The sequence below is a fragment of the Vibrio campbellii CAIM 519 = NBRC 15631 = ATCC 25920 genome (genome assembly GCF_002163755.1).
Taxonomy (GTDB): domain Bacteria; phylum Pseudomonadota; class Gammaproteobacteria; order Enterobacterales; family Vibrionaceae; genus Vibrio; species Vibrio campbellii.
Genome location: NZ_CP015863.1, coordinates 492,976 through 512,087 on the forward strand (window position 1 = coordinate 492,976; position 19,112 = coordinate 512,087).

Below are 19,112 nucleotides of genomic sequence, written 5' to 3' on the forward strand. Positions count from 1 at the left end.
ATAAAACGCCCACAAACCTTTTGTGGGCGTTTTTATTTATACCAACTCTGGTATAAAAGAGTGTATACCTCTCAAACCACAGTGCTTTTCATACAAGGAAGAAAAATGCAGCTGCCTTCGTCACTGATTTCTGTCGCGGATTCTGCGGTTCAAAACGCCGAGCAAGCGGGATATTTTCAACAATGGCCAAGTGAGATTGCCGAGCAGTTTCGTTTTGTCTCTGGCCTTAGCAAGTTCATTACCGAAGCGATTCATCGTGATGAGAAGCTCGCGCAAGATTTGCCCTCTATGCTGTCAGAAAGCAGTCGACAACAAGCGTATCGTGCACGCTTGGCTGAGCTCTTAGCTGAATGCCAAGATGAAATGGCTGGCCATCGTGTTCTGCGCCAGTTCCGCAACCGCGAGATGGCCTACATTGCGTGGAAAGACTTCACTCATACTTGGACATTAGAAGAGTCGCTCAGTCATTTGTCTCAATTGGCTGAGGCGATGATCTTCGAAACTTACCAATGGCAGTACAAGATTTGCTGCAACGAGTGGGGCACGCCAACCAATGCGGAAGGTGAAGCGCAAACTATGCTGATCATCGGCATGGGCAAGCTTGGTGGCGGTGAGCTGAACTTCTCTTCTGATATCGACCTGATTTTCACTTATCCAGAAAACGGTGAGACCCAAGGTGCGCGCCGCAGCATTGCCAACGCGCAGTTCTTTACCCGTTTGGGTCAGCGCATCATTAAAGCACTCGACCAGCAAACCTTTGATGGCTTCTGTTACCGCGTGGACATGCGTTTGCGTCCGTTCGGTGAAAGTGGCCCGTTGGTGATGAGCTATGCGGCACTCGAAGACTATTACCAAGAACAGGGAAGGGATTGGGAACGCTACGCGATGATCAAAGCGCGCGTGATGGGCAGCGAGATGTATCCGCAATATCAAGAGTTGCGCCAGATGCTGCGTCCGTTTGTTTTCCGCCGTTATATCGACTTCAGTGCGATTCAATCCCTGCGCCGCATGAAATCCATGATCAGCAGTGAAGTGCGCCGTCGTGGTTTGAGTAACAACATCAAACTGGGCGCGGGCGGCATTCGTGAGATTGAGTTTATCGCTCAAGTGTTCCAGTTAATTCGTGGTGGTCGCGAGCCATCTTTACGTGGTCGTGGCCTACTAGAGACTTTGAATGCTATTGGTGAGCTAGGTCAGTTGACTCAACCAGAGGTCGATAACCTTGAAGCGGCTTATAAGTACCTGCGCCAGTTAGAAAATCTGTTGCAAGCGATGGCAGACAAGCAAACGCAAACCTTGCCTGATTGTGCAGACGAGCAGCTAAAACTTGCTACTGCGATGCGCTTTGATAGTTGGGAGGCGCTCATTGCTCAAACGCAACAGCACATGGCAAATGTGCACAAGGTGTTTGAAAGTTTGATTGGTGATGATGAAGAGGACGAAGCGGAAGCCGTCGCTCGTCATTTCCATGAGTTGTGGGATATGGCGACTAAACAAGACGTGCTTGAACACGTTCTACAAGAGGACATCAAAGCTGAGAACCCAGAACACTTGGCGAAAACCATCATGCAGTTCAAAGCAGATTTGGCGAAGAAGACGCTTGGGCCACGTGGGCGAGAAGTGTTGACCAAGCTAATGCCAAAAGTCTTCGATGCAGTATTTTCCCACCCAGATGCGCAGTTTGGCTTGCCGCGAGTTTTGCATTTGCTGCATAACATCTGTACACGAACAACGTACCTTGAGCTGTTGGATGAACATCCGGCTGCGTTAGTGCAATTGGTTCGCCTATGTACCGCTAGCCCAATGATTTCAGAGCAGTTATCGCGTTACCCAATTCTGCTCGATGAGTTGATCGATCCTCAACATCTGTACAACCCAATTCCACTCGATAGCTACCGAACAGAGCTACGTGATTTCCTTGCTCGTATTCCTGAAGATGATATGGAGCAGCAAATGGAAGCGCTGCGCCAGTTCAAGCAGATCTGTATCCTCCGCATTGCTGCTGCAGACATCGCTGGCGTACTTCCTGTGATGAAAGTGAGTGACCACTTAACCTACTTGGCAGAAGCGATTGTCGAAGCGGTAGTGAACCAAGCTTGGTTACAAGTGTCGGAAAAATATGGCGAACCAACCCATGTGAAAGATCGTGAAGGTAAAGGTTTCGCCGTGATTGGTTACGGGAAAGTTGGTGGTTGGGAGCTGGGTTATAACTCAGACCTGGATATCGTGTTCATGCACGATTGCCCAGTGAACGTTTACACCGATGGTAAGAAAGAAATCGATGGTCGCCAGTTCTATCTTCGTTTGGCACAGCGCATCATCCATATTTTCTCGACCCGCACTGCATCAGGCATTCTGTACGAAGTGGATACTCGCTTACGTCCATCTGGCGCTTCGGGCTTGTTGGTAAGCCCAACCGATGCGTTTGACGACTACCAACATAAAGACGCTTGGACATGGGAGCATCAAGCCCTAGTGCGTGCTCGCATGATTTATGGTGATGAGCCTTTGGCGATTGCCTTCCACAACACGCGTCATGACGTGCTGTGTAAACAGCGTGACCAAGACACGCTAAAGAAAGACGTGGTCGATATGCGTGAGAAAATGCGTGACCACTTGGGCGGAAAAAAGTCCGGTCGTTTTATGCTTAAGCAAGATAACGGCGGCATTACCGATATTGAATTTCTCGCTCAATACCTTGTGCTCAACTACAGTCACAGTAAGCCGAAGCTGATTCGCTGGTGCGATAATGTACGTATTTTTGAAACCCTGATTGCACAAGGTGTCATGGAAGAAGATCAAGCGATGCAACTGACGCGCGCATACACATCAATGCGTGACGAGATTCATCGTCGAAACTTGCTTAACTTGGATGCCGATGTGGCGGAAGAGAAATTTGTTGCAGAGCGAGAATGGGTGAAGCAAGCATGGAATCAATGGTTTGCCTAAGCAGAAGTCGTGCACAAGGTTCAGCCTAGAAAAAGGCTGTGTTAAACTCACCGTGATTTAATTTTTGGAGACCAATAATGAAACCAATTCTACCTGATTACAACAGCGCTGGTGTGCTTATCATCGGCGATGTCATGCTAGATCGTTACTGGTATGGCCCGACTGGACGTATTTCTCCTGAAGCGCCAGTACCTGTTGTGAAAGTAGAAAACAATGAAGAGCGTCCGGGTGGTGCTGCGAACGTAGCAATGAACATTGCTTCACTCGGCGGTCACGCTCACATTGTTGGTCTAACGGGTATGGATGAGCCAGCGAAAGTACTGACGGAAACACTGAACTCGCTAAAAGTAAAATGCGATTTCGTTGCGCTGCCAGAGTACCCAACTATCACTAAGCTTCGCGTGATGAGCCGTGGTCAGCAATTGATTCGTCTGGACTTCGAAGACAAGTTCGAGAACACAGACGCTGAGCCAGTGCTGTCTCGCATGGAAACCGCACTACCAAGTGTGAAAGCAGTGATCATGTCTGACTACGCTAAAGGCTCTCTAGAACACGTGCAGGCTTACATTCAGAAAGCACGCGCTGCAAACATCCCTGTCTTCATTGACCCGAAGGGTGCGGACTTTGAACGCTACCGCGGAGCAACACTTCTTACTCCAAACATGAAAGAGTTCGAAGACGTTGTGGGTAAAGTGAAATCTGACCAAGAGCTAGTAGAGAAAGCACTGGCTTTGGTGGAAGAGTTCGAATTTGAAGCGCTATTGGTAACACGCAGCGAAAACGGTATGACCTTGATTCGCCGTGGCCAAGAGCCATTCCATTTGCCGACCCAAGCGAAAGAAGTGTACGACGTGACTGGTGCGGGTGATACGGTTATTTCTGTATTAGCTGCTTCTGTTGCTGCGGGTAAATCGTTTGAGGAAGCGTGTGCACTAGCAAACGCAGCCGCAGGTGTTGTGGTTGGCAAACTGGGTACATCAACGCTTTCTGAGATTGAGTTAGCAGAAGCGATTCACGGTAGCCAAGACACAGACTACGGTGTGATTTCAGAACAAGCACTGATTGAAGCAGTAAAGAAAGCACGTGCGAAAGGCGAGAAGGTTGTAATGACTAATGGTTGTTTCGACATTCTACACGCGGGCCATGTGTCTTACTTAAACCATGCCGCTGAGCTGGGCGATCGCCTAATCGTTGCGGTCAATACCGATGAATCAGTGAAACGCCTTAAAGGCCCTGGTCGTCCAGTAAACCCAACTGATCGCCGTATGGCGGTACTGGCAGGCCTTGGCGCAGTAGATTGGGTTGTACCTTTCAGTGAAGATACACCGCAGCGTTTGATCTCTGAAGTGTTGCCAAGCTTGCTAGTGAAAGGCGGCGACTACAAACCAGAAGAGATTGCAGGTGGTAAAGAAGTGATTGCCGCAGGCGGTGAAGTGCGCGTACTGAACTTCGAAGATGGTTGCTCAACCAGTGAAATCATCAATGCCATCAAAGGCGGTAAAGGCTAATTCGTTTCTCGCCAAATTGATTATTAAAGGTCGCTTTCGAGCGGCCTTTGTTGTTTTTGGAGGAGTGAACCCAACCATAAACGCATTCCAGTCCTCCTCCTTTTCAAGGGGGAGTTAGAGGGGGTTAATGCTCGATGATTGAAGCCAGTGCAGTCAATTAGATCGAGAAGCAACCCTTGCCGAACCCTCCCCTTCGAAAGAGGAGGGGATCTAAAGGGCACTTGGCTTGGTTACTTTCTCCAACAAAAAACGCCAGTTGAAAAATCAACTGGCGTCTTGCGTGTTACTTAGATATCGATGCTTATTTTGCTGGCTTAAGGCCTGCATCCACATCTAGGATATCTTGCTCGCTCAATGTACCTACCGCTTGACGAAGCTGTAGGCCTGCAAGGATGTAGTTGTAACGTGCGTCTGATAGGTTCTTGTTCGCATCGTATAGACGACGAGTTGCGTCTAGTACATCAACGATAGTACGAGTACCTACATCGAAGCCTGCTTCTGTTGCTTCAAGGGCAGATTGTGCTGACACTACAGATTGCTCGTACGCTTTTAGTGCGCCGATAGAAGCGTTGATGTTGTTGTTCTGTGCACGCACTTCTTTCACAACACCACGGTATTCTTTCTCTAGTTCTTCACTTGCTGACACATAGCCGTATTCTGCTTGTTTCACTTCAGACGTTGTACGACCACCTGTGTATAGCGGCACTGCTAGGTTCACGCCAACATTGAAGCCGTCGGTTGTGTTATCTGCTGTACTCTCTGCTGTGTCGGAGTAGTTGTAACCACCGTCTAGAGATAGCGTCGGTAGGTGACCAGAGCTCGCTAGCGAAATGTTATCGCGAGCGATGTCTTGTGCGATACGCGCAGACAGTAGACTCAGGTTGGTTGTCTTCGCTTCTTCAATCAATGTTTCTGCTGATTCAGAAGAGCGGCTTGCAGAGAAACGCGCTGTATCCAGAACGTTTAGGTTCTTGTGCTCTTGGCCTGTGATTTCACGTAGCGATTCGTAGCTGTTGATCAGATCGTTTTCTGCCAATACTTCATCGGCTAGTACTGCATCGTACTGTGCTTGCGCATCGTGTACGTCAGTGATGGCTGATAAACCTACTTCAAAACGTTGCTTAGTTTGTTCAAGCTGACGGCCAACCGCTGCTTTTTCTGCACGAACAAATACTAAGTTATCTTGTGCACGTAGTACTTCAAAGTAAGCTTGAGAAACTCGAAGGATCAAACCTTGTTGTGTTGCGGCGTATGTTGCATCCGCACGACGAGCCGTTTTCTCTGCGGTATCTAGGGTGATCCAAGATGCACGGTTGTATAGCTCTTGCGAGAATCCAACACCAGCAGAAAGAACATTTTGGTCGTTATCGCGGTCTTCTCTGAAGACTGGGAGGTTTTTGTCGTAGTCAGTCTCACCACGAGCGATGTCGTAACCCGCAGTTAAGTTGATTTGTGGTAGTAGGGCACTGCGGCTAGAGTTGATTGCTTCAAAAGCTTGATCACGCTGCGCTGCTACACTGAGCAATTGAGGGTCGTTTTGTTTTGCTAAGTCATAGATTTCAGCAAGAGAGTCTGCCCATGCAGATGTACTCATACTGCCTAGCGCTGCACTGATAAATAGTGGAAGCAGTTTTTTCATTTTCTATTCCCGCGGTCTATAGATTGGTTAATTCTCAGTAGTTTAACTCAATTTGGACGATATTTACTCGAAACTTTGCACTTTTTTACACGTAATTATCCACTTGTGCAATAAGTAGTTGGCAAAGGCTTAAAATAATTTATAACTATTGTACAAAAAGTTGAGCCAAGTCCTTTGAGCATGCGAATAACAATGAGTAAACTACAAGATTCACTCAGAGAGGTGCTGAATGCAACAGTGTGACAAGCAACAGAACGATTTTACTTCCCAAGATGTGGAAATAATCTCGAAAGAAACCGTGTTTAAAGGTTTCTTTAAAATGGTGAAATACCGTTTTAAGCATAGGTTATTTGCTGGTGGTTGGAGTGGGATTGTCGAACGAGAAATGTTCGAACGTGGTCATGCTGCCGCCATGCTCCCGTATGATCCTGTGACTGATCAGGTTGTGATCATTGAACAGATCAGAGTAGGAGCCTTGGAACATTCATACCCATGGCAGTACGAAATTGTCGCTGGCATGATTGATCGTGACGAATCTGCTGAAGAGGTGATTCGTCGAGAAGCGGAAGAAGAAGCGGGTATTCAAGTCGGACGTGTGGCTCCGATAACCTCTTATTACCCTTCTTCTGGCGGTTGCTCTGAAAAGCTGGATGTATTCATTGGCGAAGTGGATGCAACTAAAGCGCATGGCATTCATGGTTTAGACTATGAGAATGAAGATATTCGAGTCCATGTCATGAGTCGTGAAACCGCGTATCAGTGGGTGAAAGATGGAAAATTCGAAAACGGTGCCTCAATCATTGCTCTTCAATGGTTGCAGTTAAATCACCAAGAATTGACATCGCAATGGGAAGTTTCCCCGAAAGTGGAGAATAAGTAATGGCACAAGTAGCTGAAAAACAGCGATACCATGTCGACTTAGCCGGTCTAATGAGAACTTATGAGACCAACTACGCTAAGTTGAACGCCTTGTTGCCTGCCTCTGCTGAAGTTGGTGATGTTCGCTGCTATCAAGCGGCAAACATGGTTTACCAACTGACCGTGAATGAAATCACAAAATACACCACAGTTGTTGAGATATGTCAGAGTGATGAAACACCAGTGTTTCCTTTACCGACGATGTCTGTCAGGCTTTATCACGATGCGAGAGTTGCTGAAGTATGCTCAAGCGGAGAGTTTTCTCGCATCAAAGCTAAATATGATTATCCCAACGACCAGTTGATGCAGAAAGATGAAAAGCATCAACTTAATACGTTCCTTGGTGAATGGCTGACATTCTGTTTACGAAGTGGCATTAGTAGAACGCCACTTGCCTTCAATTGATTGTCATGCCACTAAAGGAAAATAACTAAAAACTATATAGTGGACGAATCAGGTTTTCATTTTGCAATCATCTAGTGACAGCATAAAGCTATTACAAATCACGGATACTCACCTGTTTGAAGCAGATGAGGGCAGTTTGCTGAGCGTAAGAACCGCTGACAGCTTCGCAGCCGTGGTACAAGAGATTCTTAATCACCAAGTGCAGTATGAATACATTTTGGCAACGGGTGATATTTCACAAGACCATAGTGCCGAGTCTTACCAGCGTTTTGCAGAGGGTATCGCGCCGCTGAAAAAAGATTGTTTCTGGCTTCCAGGTAACCACGACTACAAGCCAAATATGGGCAGTGTACTGCCATCTCCTCAAATTCAAGCTGCTGAGCATGTGATGCTTGGTGAGCATTGGCAGTTAGTCTTATTGGATTCACAAGTGGTGGGGGTACCCCACGGACGTTTGAGTGACCAACAGTTAGCACTGTTAGAAGAAAAACTGGCAGAAAACCCGCAAAGACATACCTTGGTGTTATTACACCACCACCCATTGTTGGTAGGAAGTGCTTGGTTAGATCAACATGCATTAAAAGATGCGGATGCTTTCTGGCAAGTGGTGGGCCGTTTTGAGAACGTAAAAGGCGTTTTATGTGGTCATGTGCACCAAGATATGAATGTTCTTTATAATGGCATCCGCGTGATGGCAACACCGTCGACTTGTGTGCAATTCAAACCGGACTCCGATGATTTTGCACTTGATACAGAATCACCGGGTTGGCGAGAACTTGAGTTGCACAGTAATGGTGACATTACCACAGAAGTCAACCGACTACCCGATGGCCAATTCCAGCCAGACTTTAATTCAAACGGATACTAATCATTATCACGCCCGAACCTTATGTTCGGGCTTACTTTTTTAACGTGAGGCGATCATGAGCAAACCTTCTTTGCTGCTTTATATCCATGGCTTTAACAGCTCGCCGCTTTCCATGAAGGCGAACCTAATGAAAGCGTACTGTGAACAGCAGCGACCGGATATCAAGGTTGTCGTACCTCAACTACCTTGTTTCCCTGAACTAGCTGCTCAATGTTTGCTTGAAATCGTTGAGCAACATCAAGACGACTATAATATTGGCCTTGTTGGCAGTTCGCTAGGCGGTTACATGTCAACGTGGCTAAATGCGAAATTTGATTTTCGAGCCGTCGTCGTAAACCCAGCCGTAAAGCCTTATGAATTGCTAGTGGATTACCTTGGTGAGCAAACCAACCCGTATACGCACGAAACCTATACACTTGAAGCTTGTCATATTGACGAGCTGAAAGCACTTGATGTACAAAGCATCGCGTCGCCTGAGTCTTTCTGGTTGTTACAGCAAACGGAAGACGAGGTTTTGGACTATCGCCAGGCCGTAGAAAAGTTCGCGCAAGCGAAACAAACGGTAGAAGAAGGTGGTGATCACAGTTTTATCGGCTTTGAGCGTTATCCTGCTCAAATCATTGAATTCCTAAAACTGTAATACTATCGAGACGATTGGAATAGGCTCATAGTTTTAATTGCTATATCCAACCGTTTCTTGACATAGTTGGCAGGCTTTCCGACTATGTTTTGCCAAAAAAGATCTTAAGGGTATGAAGCCCTGACTACTTTGTTATGCATGATCTTATCTTTGATAAGCACGCAGACGGGGTAGCTTTTTCGTTTCTCGAGTACGCCGGCACATTCGCGGGGCTCGGGTTACAAGTAAACTTTGAGAACAATTCCGTATTATGACTGAACAATATAATGCTGGTGCCATTGAAGTACTGAATGGCTTAGAGCCAGTACGTCGCCGACCAGGGATGTATACGGATACAGCGCGCCCAAACCACTTGGGCCAAGAAGTTATCGATAACAGTGTCGATGAAGCGCTAGCCGGACATGCCTCAAAAGTACAAGTCATCCTACATGCTGACCAATCACTAGAAGTGATCGATGATGGTCGAGGCATGCCTGTTGATATCCACCCAGAAGAGAAGGTATCAGGTGTTGAACTGATCCTATGTAAGCTTCACGCAGGTGGTAAATTCTCTAACAAGAACTACCAATTCTCTGGTGGTCTACACGGTGTAGGTATCTCAGTAGTAAACGCGTTGTCCAAGCGCGTTGAAGTGACGGTCCGTCGTGACGGTCAAGTGTATGAGATTGCTTTTGAACACGGTGATAATGTTTCTGACCTAACGGTTACGGGCACATGTGGCCGTCGCAACCGTGGTACCAGCGTGCACTTCTGGCCAGATGCAAAGTACTTTGATTCTGCAAACTTCTCGGTAACACGTTTGGTGAATAACCTACGTGCGAAAGCAGTACTTTGCCCGGGTCTAGAGATTACGTTTACCGATAAAGTAAACAACAAAGACTACAAATGGCACTACGAAGATGGTCTTAAAGACTATCTAGCGGAAGGTGTGAAAGGTTATCCAGTTCTCCCTGAAGAACCATTTACTGGTGAGTTCTCAGCAGAAACTGAAGCAGCAAACTGGGCGGTGATCTGGCAGCCAGAAGGCGGCGAGATGATCACGGAAAGTTACGTGAACCTTATCCCAACCGCACAGGGTGGTACGCACGTTAATGGCCTGCGCCAAGGTTTGCTCGATGCAATGCGTGAGTTCTGTGAATTCCGTAACTTATTGCCTCGCGGCGTGAAGCTAACGGGTGATGACGTTTTCGACCGCTGTTCTTACGTTCTGTCTGTTAAGATTCAAGATCCGCAATTTGCCGGTCAGACCAAAGAGCGTCTGTCTTCTCGTCAGACGGCTGCCTTTGTCTCTGGTGTCGTAAAAGACGCATTCAGCCTTTGGTTGAACGAAAAACCACAGCTGGCTGAGCAGTTAGCGGAAGTGTGTATCGCGAATGCCCATCGCCGTATGCGTGCGAGCAAAAAGGTTGTGCGTAAGAAGGTCGCATCAGGCCCAGCACTGCCAGGTAAACTGACAGACTGTTCTGTGCAAGACCTTAACCGCACCGAAATCTTCTTCGTAGAGGGTGACTCGGCGGGTGGTTCTGCTAAACAAGCACGTGATCGTGAGTTCCAAGCGGTAATGCCACTGCGCGGTAAAATCCTGAATACGTGGGAAGTCTCTGCAGATCAAGTTCTGGCTTCTCAAGAAGTGCACGATATCTCGGTAGCTTTGGGTATCGACCCAGACAGTGACAACCTAGACAGCCTGCGTTACGGTAAGATCTGTATCCTTGCCGATGCGGACTCGGATGGTCTACACATCGCAACGCTGTTATGTGCACTGTTCACGCGTCACTTCCGTGCGCTGGTTGAAGCTGGTCATATCTACGTAGCCATGCCGCCTCTGTACCGTATCGACTGTGGCAAAGAAGTATTCTATGCCCTAGACGATGACGAAAAAGATGGCGTACTAGAGCGCTTGTCGAAGAAGAAAGCCAAAATCAACGTGCAACGATTCAAAGGTCTGGGTGAGATGAACCCACTTCAGTTGCGCGAAACAACCATGGATCCAAACACGCGTCGTCTGGTTCAGTTAACCATTGATGACTCGGCGGCGACCATGGAAATGATGGACATGCTGCTTGGTAAGAAACGAGCAGATGATCGTCGTTCTTGGCTACAAAACAACGGCGATATGGCAGAGGTTTAACGGATGTCTACAGAAATTACTTACGATGGCGTTGAACAGTTGCCAATGCGCAAGTTCACCGAAGACGCTTATCTGAACTACTCGATGTACGTAATCATGGACCGCGCATTGCCATACATTGGCGATGGTTTGAAGCCGGTTCAACGACGTATCATTTACGCAATGTCGGAGCTTGGTCTTTCGGCATCAGCGAAATACAAAAAATCAGCACGTACCGTTGGTGACGTACTGGGTAAATACCACCCGCATGGTGACTCTGCGTGTTACGAAGCGATGGTATTGATGGCACAGCCATTCTCTTACCGTTATCCATTGGTTGACGGTCAAGGTAACTGGGGTGCGCCAGACGATCCAAAATCATTCGCGGCAATGCGTTATACCGAAGCAAAACTGTCTAAGTTTGCCGAAGTTCTGCTGGGCGAATTAGGTCAGGGTACGGTTGAATGGCAACCTAACTTTGATGGCACGATGAAAGAGCCACAAATGTTGCCTGCACGTTTACCTCATATCCTGCTAAACGGCGTAACTGGTATCGCAGTTGGTATGGCGACGGATATTCCGCCTCACAACGTTCGTGAAGTGGCGGATGCAACCATCCATTTGATCGACAACCCGAAAGCGGAACTGCCAGATGTGATGCAGTTCGTTAAAGGCCCAGACTACCCGACAGAAGCAGAAATCATTTCGCCGCAAACGGATATCGAGAAGATTTACCGTAACGGTCGCGGCAGCATCAAGATGCGCGCGGTATGGCACAAAGAAGGCTCAGATATCGTGATCACTTCTCTGCCACACCAAGTATCAGGTGCGAAACTGCTTGAGCAAATCGCAAACCAAATGCGCGCTAAGAAGCTGCCAATGGTTGACGACCTTCGCGATGAATCGGATCACGAGAACCCAACGCGTATCGTTGTGGTTCCTAAGTCAAACCGCGTAGATTGCGATCTGTTGATGAACCACTTGTTCGCTTCAACCGATCTTGAGCGCAGCTACCGCGTTAACTTGAACATGATTGGTTTGGATAACCGTCCTCAAGTTAAAGGTCTGGTTCAAATTCTGTCTGAGTGGATCGAGTTCCGTCGCACGACTGTACGTCGCCGTCTACAACACCGCCTAGACAAAGTAATGGCTCGTCTACACATCTTGGAAGGTTTGTTGGTTGCTTACCTCAACCTAGATGAAGTGATTGAGATCATTCGTACTGAAGACGATCCAAAAGCAGTGCTGATGGAACGCTTTGGTATTACCGATATCCAAGCGGATGCAATTCTAGATACCAAACTTCGTCACCTAGCCAAACTAGAAGAGATGAAGATCCGTGGTGAGCAAGACGAGCTAGAGAAAGAGCGTGATAAGCTAGAACAGCTACTAGGTTCTGAGCGTCGTCTAAACACACTACTGAAGAAAGAAATCAAAGCAGACGCAGAGAAGTACGGCGATGATCGTCGTTCTCCAATGGTTGAACGTGCAGAAGCAAAAGCGCTGACTGAACGCGACCTAGTACCAAGCGAGCCAATCACGGTTGTGCTTTCTGAGAAAGGTTGGATTCGTCACGCGAAAGGTCACGATGTGGATGCAGAAGGCTTGAGCTACAAGTCTGGTGATAAATACCTAGCGCATGCGCGCGGTAAGAGTAACCAGCAAGCGGTATTCTTTGGCAGTGATGGCCGAAGCTACTCACTTGAGTCGCATTCATTACCGTCAGCACGAAGCCAAGGTGAACCGATTACTGGTCGCTTGAATATCACTGCGGGCAGCAATATTCGCCAAGTGATCATGGGTGAAGAAGAGCAGTTATGGCTGGTGGGTTCTGACGCGGGTTACGGCTTTGTATGTAAAGGCTCAGACTTGTTATCGAAGAACCGCAGCGGTAAAGCATTGGTGACGCTACCTGCAAACTCTGAGGTGATGACACCGAAGACGATTGCTGATTTGGATTCGGATGAAATTCTCGCGATTACCAACCAAGGTCGCATGTTGTTGTTCCCAATTAAAGACCTACCGCAATTGGCGAAAGGTAAGGGTAACAAGATCATCAACATTCCAGCGGCGAAGGCGAAAGAGCGTGAAGAGGTGCTTTCTCACTTGATGGCTCTGCCACAAGGCGCGTCTCTAACCTTGTATGCAGGTAAGCGTAAACTAGGCTTGAAACCTGCTGACCTTGAGAACTTCCGTGGTGAACGTGGACGCCGAGGTAGCTTACTACCACGTGGTTTACAACGCGTAACACGAATTGAAATTGAGATGGGCGGAAGCGCAGAAGTTTTAGAAGAACCAAGCGACAGCGAATAGCGCACAAACAAAAATCCCAGCCAATGGCTGGGATTTTTTTATGCTTCTTGTTTGTCTTCGGCGATGGTGACTTTTAAGTTCATTTCTTTACCCTTGCGGATAATGCCAACATCGACGGAGGTGCCCGGACGTAGGTCAGTGACGATGTCCATCACGCTTTGGCGTCCTTGAACTTTCGTACCGTTAATACTGATGATGATGTCTTGTTTCTCAAAACCGGCATCACTCGCAGGACCATTCGGGTCAATGCCTAACACCACGATGCCACCAATGTGTTCGTTACCTAACAAGCGAGCAGTTACCGCATTAATATCTTGCCCATCAATACCAATGTAGCCTCGGATTACACGACCATCTGCGATGATTTTCTGCATGATCTTGTTTGCTAGAGGGGCTGGAATTGCAAAGGAGATGCCGTAGGTCTCAAGGTCTGTCGCCTGTTGGAATGAAGCCGTATTTATGCCTACCAATTCACCTTGCGTGTTGACCAAAGCACCACCCGAGTTACCTTCGTTGATTGCTGCATCGGTTTGGATAAAGGCTTGGCGACCGTCACTGATAGACGAACGACCAGTTGCGGAGATAATTCCGAAGGTGGTGGTTTGACCTAAATTGTACGGGTTGCCAATTGCTAGGACGACATCACCAACTCGAGGTTTGTATTCTGGATTGAGTGGGATAACAGGAAGGTTAGAACCTTCGACACGTAGGATCGCAATGTCCGTACGCTTATCAGTACCAACCAATTGAGCTGCAGCGACGCGGCCATCTTGTAGCGCAACCACGATTTGGTCAGCTTGAGCCACTACGTGGTAGTTAGTAATGATGTAGCCTTTTTCGCTAACAATAACGCCAGAGCCCAAGCCTTGAGTTGAAAGCTTGCTGCGGTCATTTTCCACATACTTACGGCTGTAGATATTCACTACCGCGGGCGCTGCCTTTCTTACCGCTTGGTTAAAAGACACCTCGAGTGACGCGATGTTGCTTGGTTGTGGATCAACAAGCGCGGTTGGGATGACATTGCTGCGCAAAGATGGAACGGCGAGTAATACAATGACGGCAGTTGCTAAGCCTAAAAAGACAGAACGTAACAAAAAGCTAAGCATAACCTCTCCATAATTGAGCGCCCAATTGGCATAGAAAACTGAAGGATAGCATTACATTTAAAAATAACAAAAGGGCAAGACGTGATCGTCCTGCCCTTTTAAAAAACCATGACATAAGTAAAGCATTCGAGTGTCATCACGAATTAAATGACGGACGCCATTCCTTCGCTTCTGTTTGTGTGATTGGCTTATCACTTAGCCCAGTTAACGGATAACCAAGTAAACCGTGCGATCACCACGTTGAACATTGATTGCCAGCACACCTTTGTGCTTTTCAACAATCGCACGCAGTTCGGCAAGGTTCTTCACGCGTTTACGGTTCACACCAATAATGATGTCATCTTGTGCTAGCTGGTATTGAGCTGCAGGAGAGTTCTCCGCAACGCTAGTGACCTTCACACCTTGGATCTTGTCACTTGGCGTGGTGTTACTTAGCTCTGCACCTTTTAGGCCTTCATGCAGTGTTTCCGCTTTCGCTTTCACATTCGTTGATTCACCTAACGTTACATCGAAAGATTTTTGCTTACCATCGCGGATCACTCCAAGTGTGATTTTTTTACCAGCACCAAGCGTTGCGACTTTTGCACGAAGCTCAGAGAAGGTATCAATCGCTTTACCGTTCACAGAAACAATCACGTCACCTGCTTTCAGGCCTGCTTTATCTGCCGCGCTGTCGGGTACCACTTGGCTGACGAAAGCGCCTTTGCTTGACTCATAACCCAGTGCTTCAGCAAGCTCTGAGGTTACTTCGCCCCCTTGAACACCGAGCATGCCGCGTTTCACTTCACCGAACTCTAAGATCTGATCGGTTAAGTTCTTCATCATGTTGGACGGAATTGCAAAACCAATACCCACGTTACCGCCATTTGGACCAAGAATTGCCGTGTTGATGCCGATCAGTTCACCGTTGAGGTTAACCAAAGCGCCGCCTGAGTTACCGCTGTTAATTGCGGCATCGGTCTGGATGAAGTTTTCAAAGTTCTCGACGTTCAAGCCGCTTCGACCAAGTGCCGATACAATACCGGATGTGACCGTTTGGCCTAAACCAAATGGGTTACCGATAGCCACAGTAAAGTCACCTACACGCAGAGAGTCTGAATCAGCGACTTTAATTTGTGTTAGGTCTTTGGCTTTTTCGAGTTTAAGCAGCGCGATATCTGACATCTCATCGCCACCGACTAATTCAGCGTCATACTCGCGACCATCGTACAAGCGGACACGAATTTCATCCGCGCCTTTAATCACGTGGTAGTTTGTGACGATTTGGCCTTTTTTCGCATCAATGATGACACCAGAACCTAAACCTCTAAATGGGCGCTCTCGGGTCTGCTCTGTTGGGAATTCAGGGCCAAAGAAGAACTGAAACTGCTCCGGGATACGGCTGGTTTGCACTTGTTTCCCTTCCACCGCAATGCTCACAACTGCAGGGGTGACCTTTTCGAGCATAGGGGCAAGACTAGGTAACTGTTCCCCATCCACACTAAGCGGAAGTGCCGCGGTTGCGGTAACTGGGGTGATGATTGAACCCAAGCTTAAAGAAAGAACGGTTAACGCAAGCAATGGCTTTTTCATCAAATAACTCCTCTTGAAAAACAGGTCTGCCAAAAAGAAACATCCTAAACATTAATTATGTATGTATTAATTAGGACAATCGAAACGGGGTGGCAGGTCACTGAAAGTTAGAGATGAGTTGCTTAAGAAAAGTTCAAAAAGGGTCAATACAAATTGATAAGAAATGCGTATGTATTGACCCAGTTAGGCAGGAAAAGGGGGATTAAGACGCTTTAGCAGTGACAGCTTCTGGTGCGTCGATGATTTCTTTTTCCTGATCCTTCAAAAGACCGGTTGCGCCGTTGGCATAGTCTTTCGGTTGTTCGCTGACGTCTGACTGGTCTTCTTCGATCGATTCAGTCGACATTGCTGTCTTCTTATCAAACGGATTATCTTGCTCAGGCAAGTTGGGTAGAAGTTCTGAAGACGTTTTCGCCATATGCTGGTATAGCTTAGTGTAATCTTTACCCAAGGTATCCAACATTTCTGCAGTTTGTGCAAAGTGATCGACGAGCTCTTGACGTTGTTGCTCTAGTTCAAATTTGGCTGCTTCGAGTTCTTTTTGCACAGACTTTTGTTTTTTGTATTCGGGGGTGGTTAGTCGACTAATGACTACGCCAACGATTGTACCGACCAGTAAACCCACAATGGCATAAATCCAAGGCATAACTGCTCCTTATAGTTGTTTTAACAAGTCTTTTACTACTTAGTTACACGCGGTGCTTGTCCATGTTACTATGGCTTGAACAGCCGATAAAGAAAAATAGCGGTATGTTTTCGGGGACTGATATCCACTTCTCTCTATTCTCAAAGCTGTCCCCGAGGTGACAAATTTTCTCTGTACCTCTGATACGACTCAATGCCATGACACCATTACAACGATACCAACAAGACATAGCAGAGCATGGATTCCAGCGTGATGAAGCCCAATATAACGCTGTCGTTGCTTTAGATAAACTCTACCATGCGATTGCAGAATTTCAGTCTGCACCTATTCCACAGCTTAGCACTTGGCAGAAACTTCTCGGTAAAAAGCCAGAAATGCCAGAGCCGCCAAAAGGGTTATATTTTTGGGGCGGAGTAGGGCGAGGTAAAACCTATTTAATGGATGCGTTTTTTGATGCTTTGCCGACGGAAAAAAAGATGCGAGTGCATTTTCACCGTTTTATGTATCGTGTGCACGATGAGCTCAAACGCCTTGGAGAAGTGGAAAATCCGCTCTCGAAAATCGCTGATTTATTCAAAAAAGAGGCGGATATTGTCTGTTTCGACGAGTTCTTTGTTTCGGATATTACCGATGCGATGATCTTGGCGACTTTGCTGCAAGAAATGTTTAAGCGCCAAATGATTTTGGTCGCAACCTCCAACATTGAGCCAGAAAACCTGTACCGTAATGGCTTGCAACGAGCCCGTTTCTTACCCGCGATAAATATGATCGTTCAGCGCTGTGATGTGCTCAATGTCGACAGTGGGGTGGATTACCGTTTACGCACTCTGCAACAAGCGGAAATCTATCATTACCCGCTGGATGAACGAGCCTCCGTCAACCTTAATAACTATTACCACCAACTGATTGGTGAAAGAAAAGTTGCAGCAAGCAGCATTGAAATTAACCATCGCGAAGTGGCGGTGATTGAAGCTAGTGATGGCGTGCTACATGCTTCTTTTGAGCAACTATGCCAAACGCCCCGTAGTCAGAATGACTATATTGAATTATCTCGTATCTACCACACGGTATTGCTGGCAGACGTAAAGCAGATGGATCGTAAGATAGATGATGCCGCGCGACGCTTTATTGCGTTGGTGGACGAGTTCTACGAGCGTAACGTCAAACTGATTATTTCTGCAGAAGTGGCGATGGAATCCCTTTATACGCAAGGGCAGTTGGAATTTGAGTTTAAACGTTGTCTGTCTCGATTGACCGAGATGCAAAGCCACGAATACCTCGCTAGAGAGCATCTGGCGTAAAAATCAGCAACTCATCTTAAAAAAGTGAAGAAAAAATTCGTGATTTAACGCAAAAAAAGGTGATTTTTTCTTCGCTCTTCTCTATAATCCTGCGACCCACCGTTACTGCAGACCTGATTATCGAAGTTATTTCGACATAGAAGGTCGAGAGAACCAACGACTCGAAGGGGTGATGACTGGGCTCTTAGACAGTGTGGGAGCACTATTGGGTGTTCCTTAAAGTTTAAATTTTAATTAACGGGTTATTATTAGCATGAAAACTTTCGTTGCTAAACCAGAAACTGTAAAACGCGACTGGTACGTTGTAGACGCAGAGGGTAAAACTCTTGGTCGTCTAGCAAGTGAAATTGCATCTCGCCTACGTGGCAAACACAAAGCTGAATACACTCCTCACGTTGACACTGGTGATTACATCATCGTTATCAACGCTGAGAAAGTTGCTGTAACTGGTAACAAAGCTAAGAACAAAGTGTACTACCGTCACTCTGAATTCCCAGGTGGTCTAAAATCTATCACTTTTGAAAAGCTGATCGATCGTAAACCTGAGATGGCTCTTGAGCTTGCAGTTAAAGGCATGCTTCCACGTGGTCCTCTAGGCCGTGCTATGTACCGTAAGCTTAAAGTTTACGCGGGCGCTGAGCACAACCATGTTGCTCAACAACCACAAGTACTAGACATCTAATTGGGGATTTCGAAAATGGCAGAGAATCAATACTACGGCACTGGCCGTCGCAAAAGCTCAGCTGCGCGTGTTTTCATCAAACCAGGCAGCGGCAACATCGTAATCAACAAGCGTAGCCTTGATGAGTACTTCGGTCGTCCAACTTCTCGCATGGTTGTTAAACAACCTCTTGAGCTAGTTGAACTAACTGAGAAGCTAGACCTATACGTTACTGTTAAAGGTGGCGGTATTTCTGGTCAAGCAGGTGCTATCCGTCACGGTATCACTCGCGCTCTTATGGAATACGATGAGTCTCTACGTCCTACTCTACGTGCAGCTGGTTACGTTACTCGTGACGCTCGTTGCGTTGAACGTAAGAAAGTTGGTCTACGTAAAGCACGTCGTCGTCCACAGTTCTCTAAGCGTTAATTTCCTCTTATCGGAAATTATGCTGGTCCAGAGTTACTCTGGATACT

The 19,112-nt window shown here is 47.1% G+C and carries 15 protein-coding genes; 11 read left to right on the forward strand and 4 right to left on the reverse strand.

Features of this window, described 5'->3' with window-relative positions; genetic code table 11:
- The first annotated feature begins 105 nt into the window (after positions 1 to 105).
- A complete protein-coding gene (glnE, locus tag A8140_RS02465) occupies positions 106 to 2,949 on the forward strand; it encodes a bifunctional [glutamate--ammonia ligase]-adenylyl-L-tyrosine phosphorylase/[glutamate--ammonia-ligase] adenylyltransferase (RefSeq protein ID WP_005528763.1) in 2,844 nt (947 codons plus the stop codon).
- 77 nt (positions 2,950 to 3,026) lie between these two features.
- The gene (hldE, locus tag A8140_RS02470) at positions 3,027 to 4,457 is read left to right on the forward strand and encodes a bifunctional D-glycero-beta-D-manno-heptose-7-phosphate kinase/D-glycero-beta-D-manno-heptose 1-phosphate adenylyltransferase HldE (RefSeq protein ID WP_005528761.1); all 1,431 of its coding nucleotides are present in this window, start codon (positions 3,027 to 3,029) and stop codon (positions 4,455 to 4,457) included.
- Between the two features lie 301 nt (positions 4,458 to 4,758).
- On the opposite strand, the gene tolC is transcribed toward hldE, so the two are convergent.
- A complete protein-coding gene (gene tolC, locus A8140_RS02475) occupies positions 4,759 to 6,096 on the reverse strand; it encodes an outer membrane channel protein TolC (RefSeq protein ID WP_005528759.1) in 1,338 nt (445 codons plus the stop codon).
- A gap of 229 nt (positions 6,097 to 6,325) precedes the next feature.
- Between tolC and nudF the strand changes: the two genes are divergently transcribed.
- The 6 genes from nudF (at position 6,326) to parC (ending at position 13,350) form a co-directional block, all read left to right on the forward strand.
- A complete protein-coding gene (gene nudF / locus A8140_RS02480; protein ID WP_005528757.1) occupies positions 6,326 to 6,976 on the forward strand; it encodes an ADP-ribose diphosphatase in 651 nt (216 codons plus the stop codon).
- Complete coding sequence (locus A8140_RS02485; protein ID WP_005395930.1) at positions 6,976 to 7,419, forward strand: DUF1249 family protein; 444 nt, start codon at positions 6,976 to 6,978, stop codon at positions 7,417 to 7,419. Before nudF ends, A8140_RS02485 begins: the two co-directional genes overlap by 1 nt.
- A gap of 61 nt (positions 7,420 to 7,480) precedes the next feature.
- Positions 7,481 to 8,287 carry a 3',5'-cyclic-AMP phosphodiesterase gene (gene cpdA / locus A8140_RS02490; protein ID WP_005528755.1) on the forward strand — a complete coding sequence of 269 codons (807 nt, stop codon included), beginning with the start codon at positions 7,481 to 7,483 and terminating at the stop codon, positions 8,285 to 8,287.
- Between the two features lie 55 nt (positions 8,288 to 8,342).
- Complete coding sequence (yqiA, locus tag A8140_RS02495; RefSeq protein WP_005528753.1) at positions 8,343 to 8,927, forward strand: esterase YqiA; 585 nt, start codon at positions 8,343 to 8,345, stop codon at positions 8,925 to 8,927.
- A gap of 250 nt (positions 8,928 to 9,177) precedes the next feature.
- Positions 9,178 to 11,058 carry a DNA topoisomerase IV subunit B gene (parE, locus tag A8140_RS02500; RefSeq protein WP_005528749.1) on the forward strand — a complete coding sequence of 627 codons (1,881 nt, stop codon included), beginning with the start codon at positions 9,178 to 9,180 and terminating at the stop codon, positions 11,056 to 11,058.
- Positions 11,059 to 11,061: 3 nt separating this feature from the next.
- Positions 11,062 to 13,350: a DNA topoisomerase IV subunit A gene (gene parC, locus A8140_RS02505; protein WP_005528747.1), complete on the forward strand. Its 2,289-nt coding sequence runs from the start codon at positions 11,062 to 11,064 to the stop codon at positions 13,348 to 13,350.
- Between the two features lie 38 nt (positions 13,351 to 13,388).
- Here parC and degS read toward each other — a convergent pair whose 3' ends face one another.
- The 3 genes from degS to zapG all read right to left on the reverse strand — a co-directional run bounded on the left by degS (position 13,389) and on the right by zapG (position 16,674).
- Positions 13,389 to 14,456 (reverse strand): outer membrane-stress sensor serine endopeptidase DegS, encoded by a 1,068-nt coding sequence (gene degS / locus A8140_RS02510; protein ID WP_005528745.1) that lies wholly within the window; start codon positions 14,454 to 14,456, stop codon positions 13,389 to 13,391.
- A gap of 204 nt (positions 14,457 to 14,660) precedes the next feature.
- On the reverse strand, positions 14,661 to 16,028 hold the full coding sequence (locus tag A8140_RS02515; protein ID WP_005528743.1) for a Do family serine endopeptidase: 1,368 nt from the start codon (positions 16,026 to 16,028) through the stop codon (positions 14,661 to 14,663).
- 202 nt (positions 16,029 to 16,230) lie between these two features.
- A complete protein-coding gene (gene zapG, locus A8140_RS02520; protein ID WP_005528741.1) occupies positions 16,231 to 16,674 on the reverse strand; it encodes a Z-ring associated protein ZapG in 444 nt (147 codons plus the stop codon).
- 197 nt (positions 16,675 to 16,871) lie between these two features.
- Here zapG and zapE point away from each other — a divergent pair, with 197 nt between their 5' ends.
- The 3 genes from zapE to rpsI all read left to right on the forward strand — a co-directional run bounded on the left by zapE (position 16,872) and on the right by rpsI (position 19,065).
- Complete coding sequence (zapE, locus tag A8140_RS02525) at positions 16,872 to 17,975, forward strand: cell division protein ZapE (RefSeq protein WP_038862659.1); 1,104 nt, start codon at positions 16,872 to 16,874, stop codon at positions 17,973 to 17,975.
- A gap of 253 nt (positions 17,976 to 18,228) precedes the next feature.
- A complete protein-coding gene (rplM, locus tag A8140_RS02530) occupies positions 18,229 to 18,657 on the forward strand; it encodes a 50S ribosomal protein L13 (protein ID WP_005372872.1) in 429 nt (142 codons plus the stop codon).
- A 15-nt stretch (positions 18,658 to 18,672) separates the two neighbouring features.
- Positions 18,673 to 19,065, forward strand: a complete 393-nt coding sequence (rpsI, locus tag A8140_RS02535) for a 30S ribosomal protein S9 (protein ID WP_005436094.1) — start codon at positions 18,673 to 18,675, stop codon at positions 19,063 to 19,065.
- Positions 19,066 to 19,112: the final 47 nt, after the last annotated feature.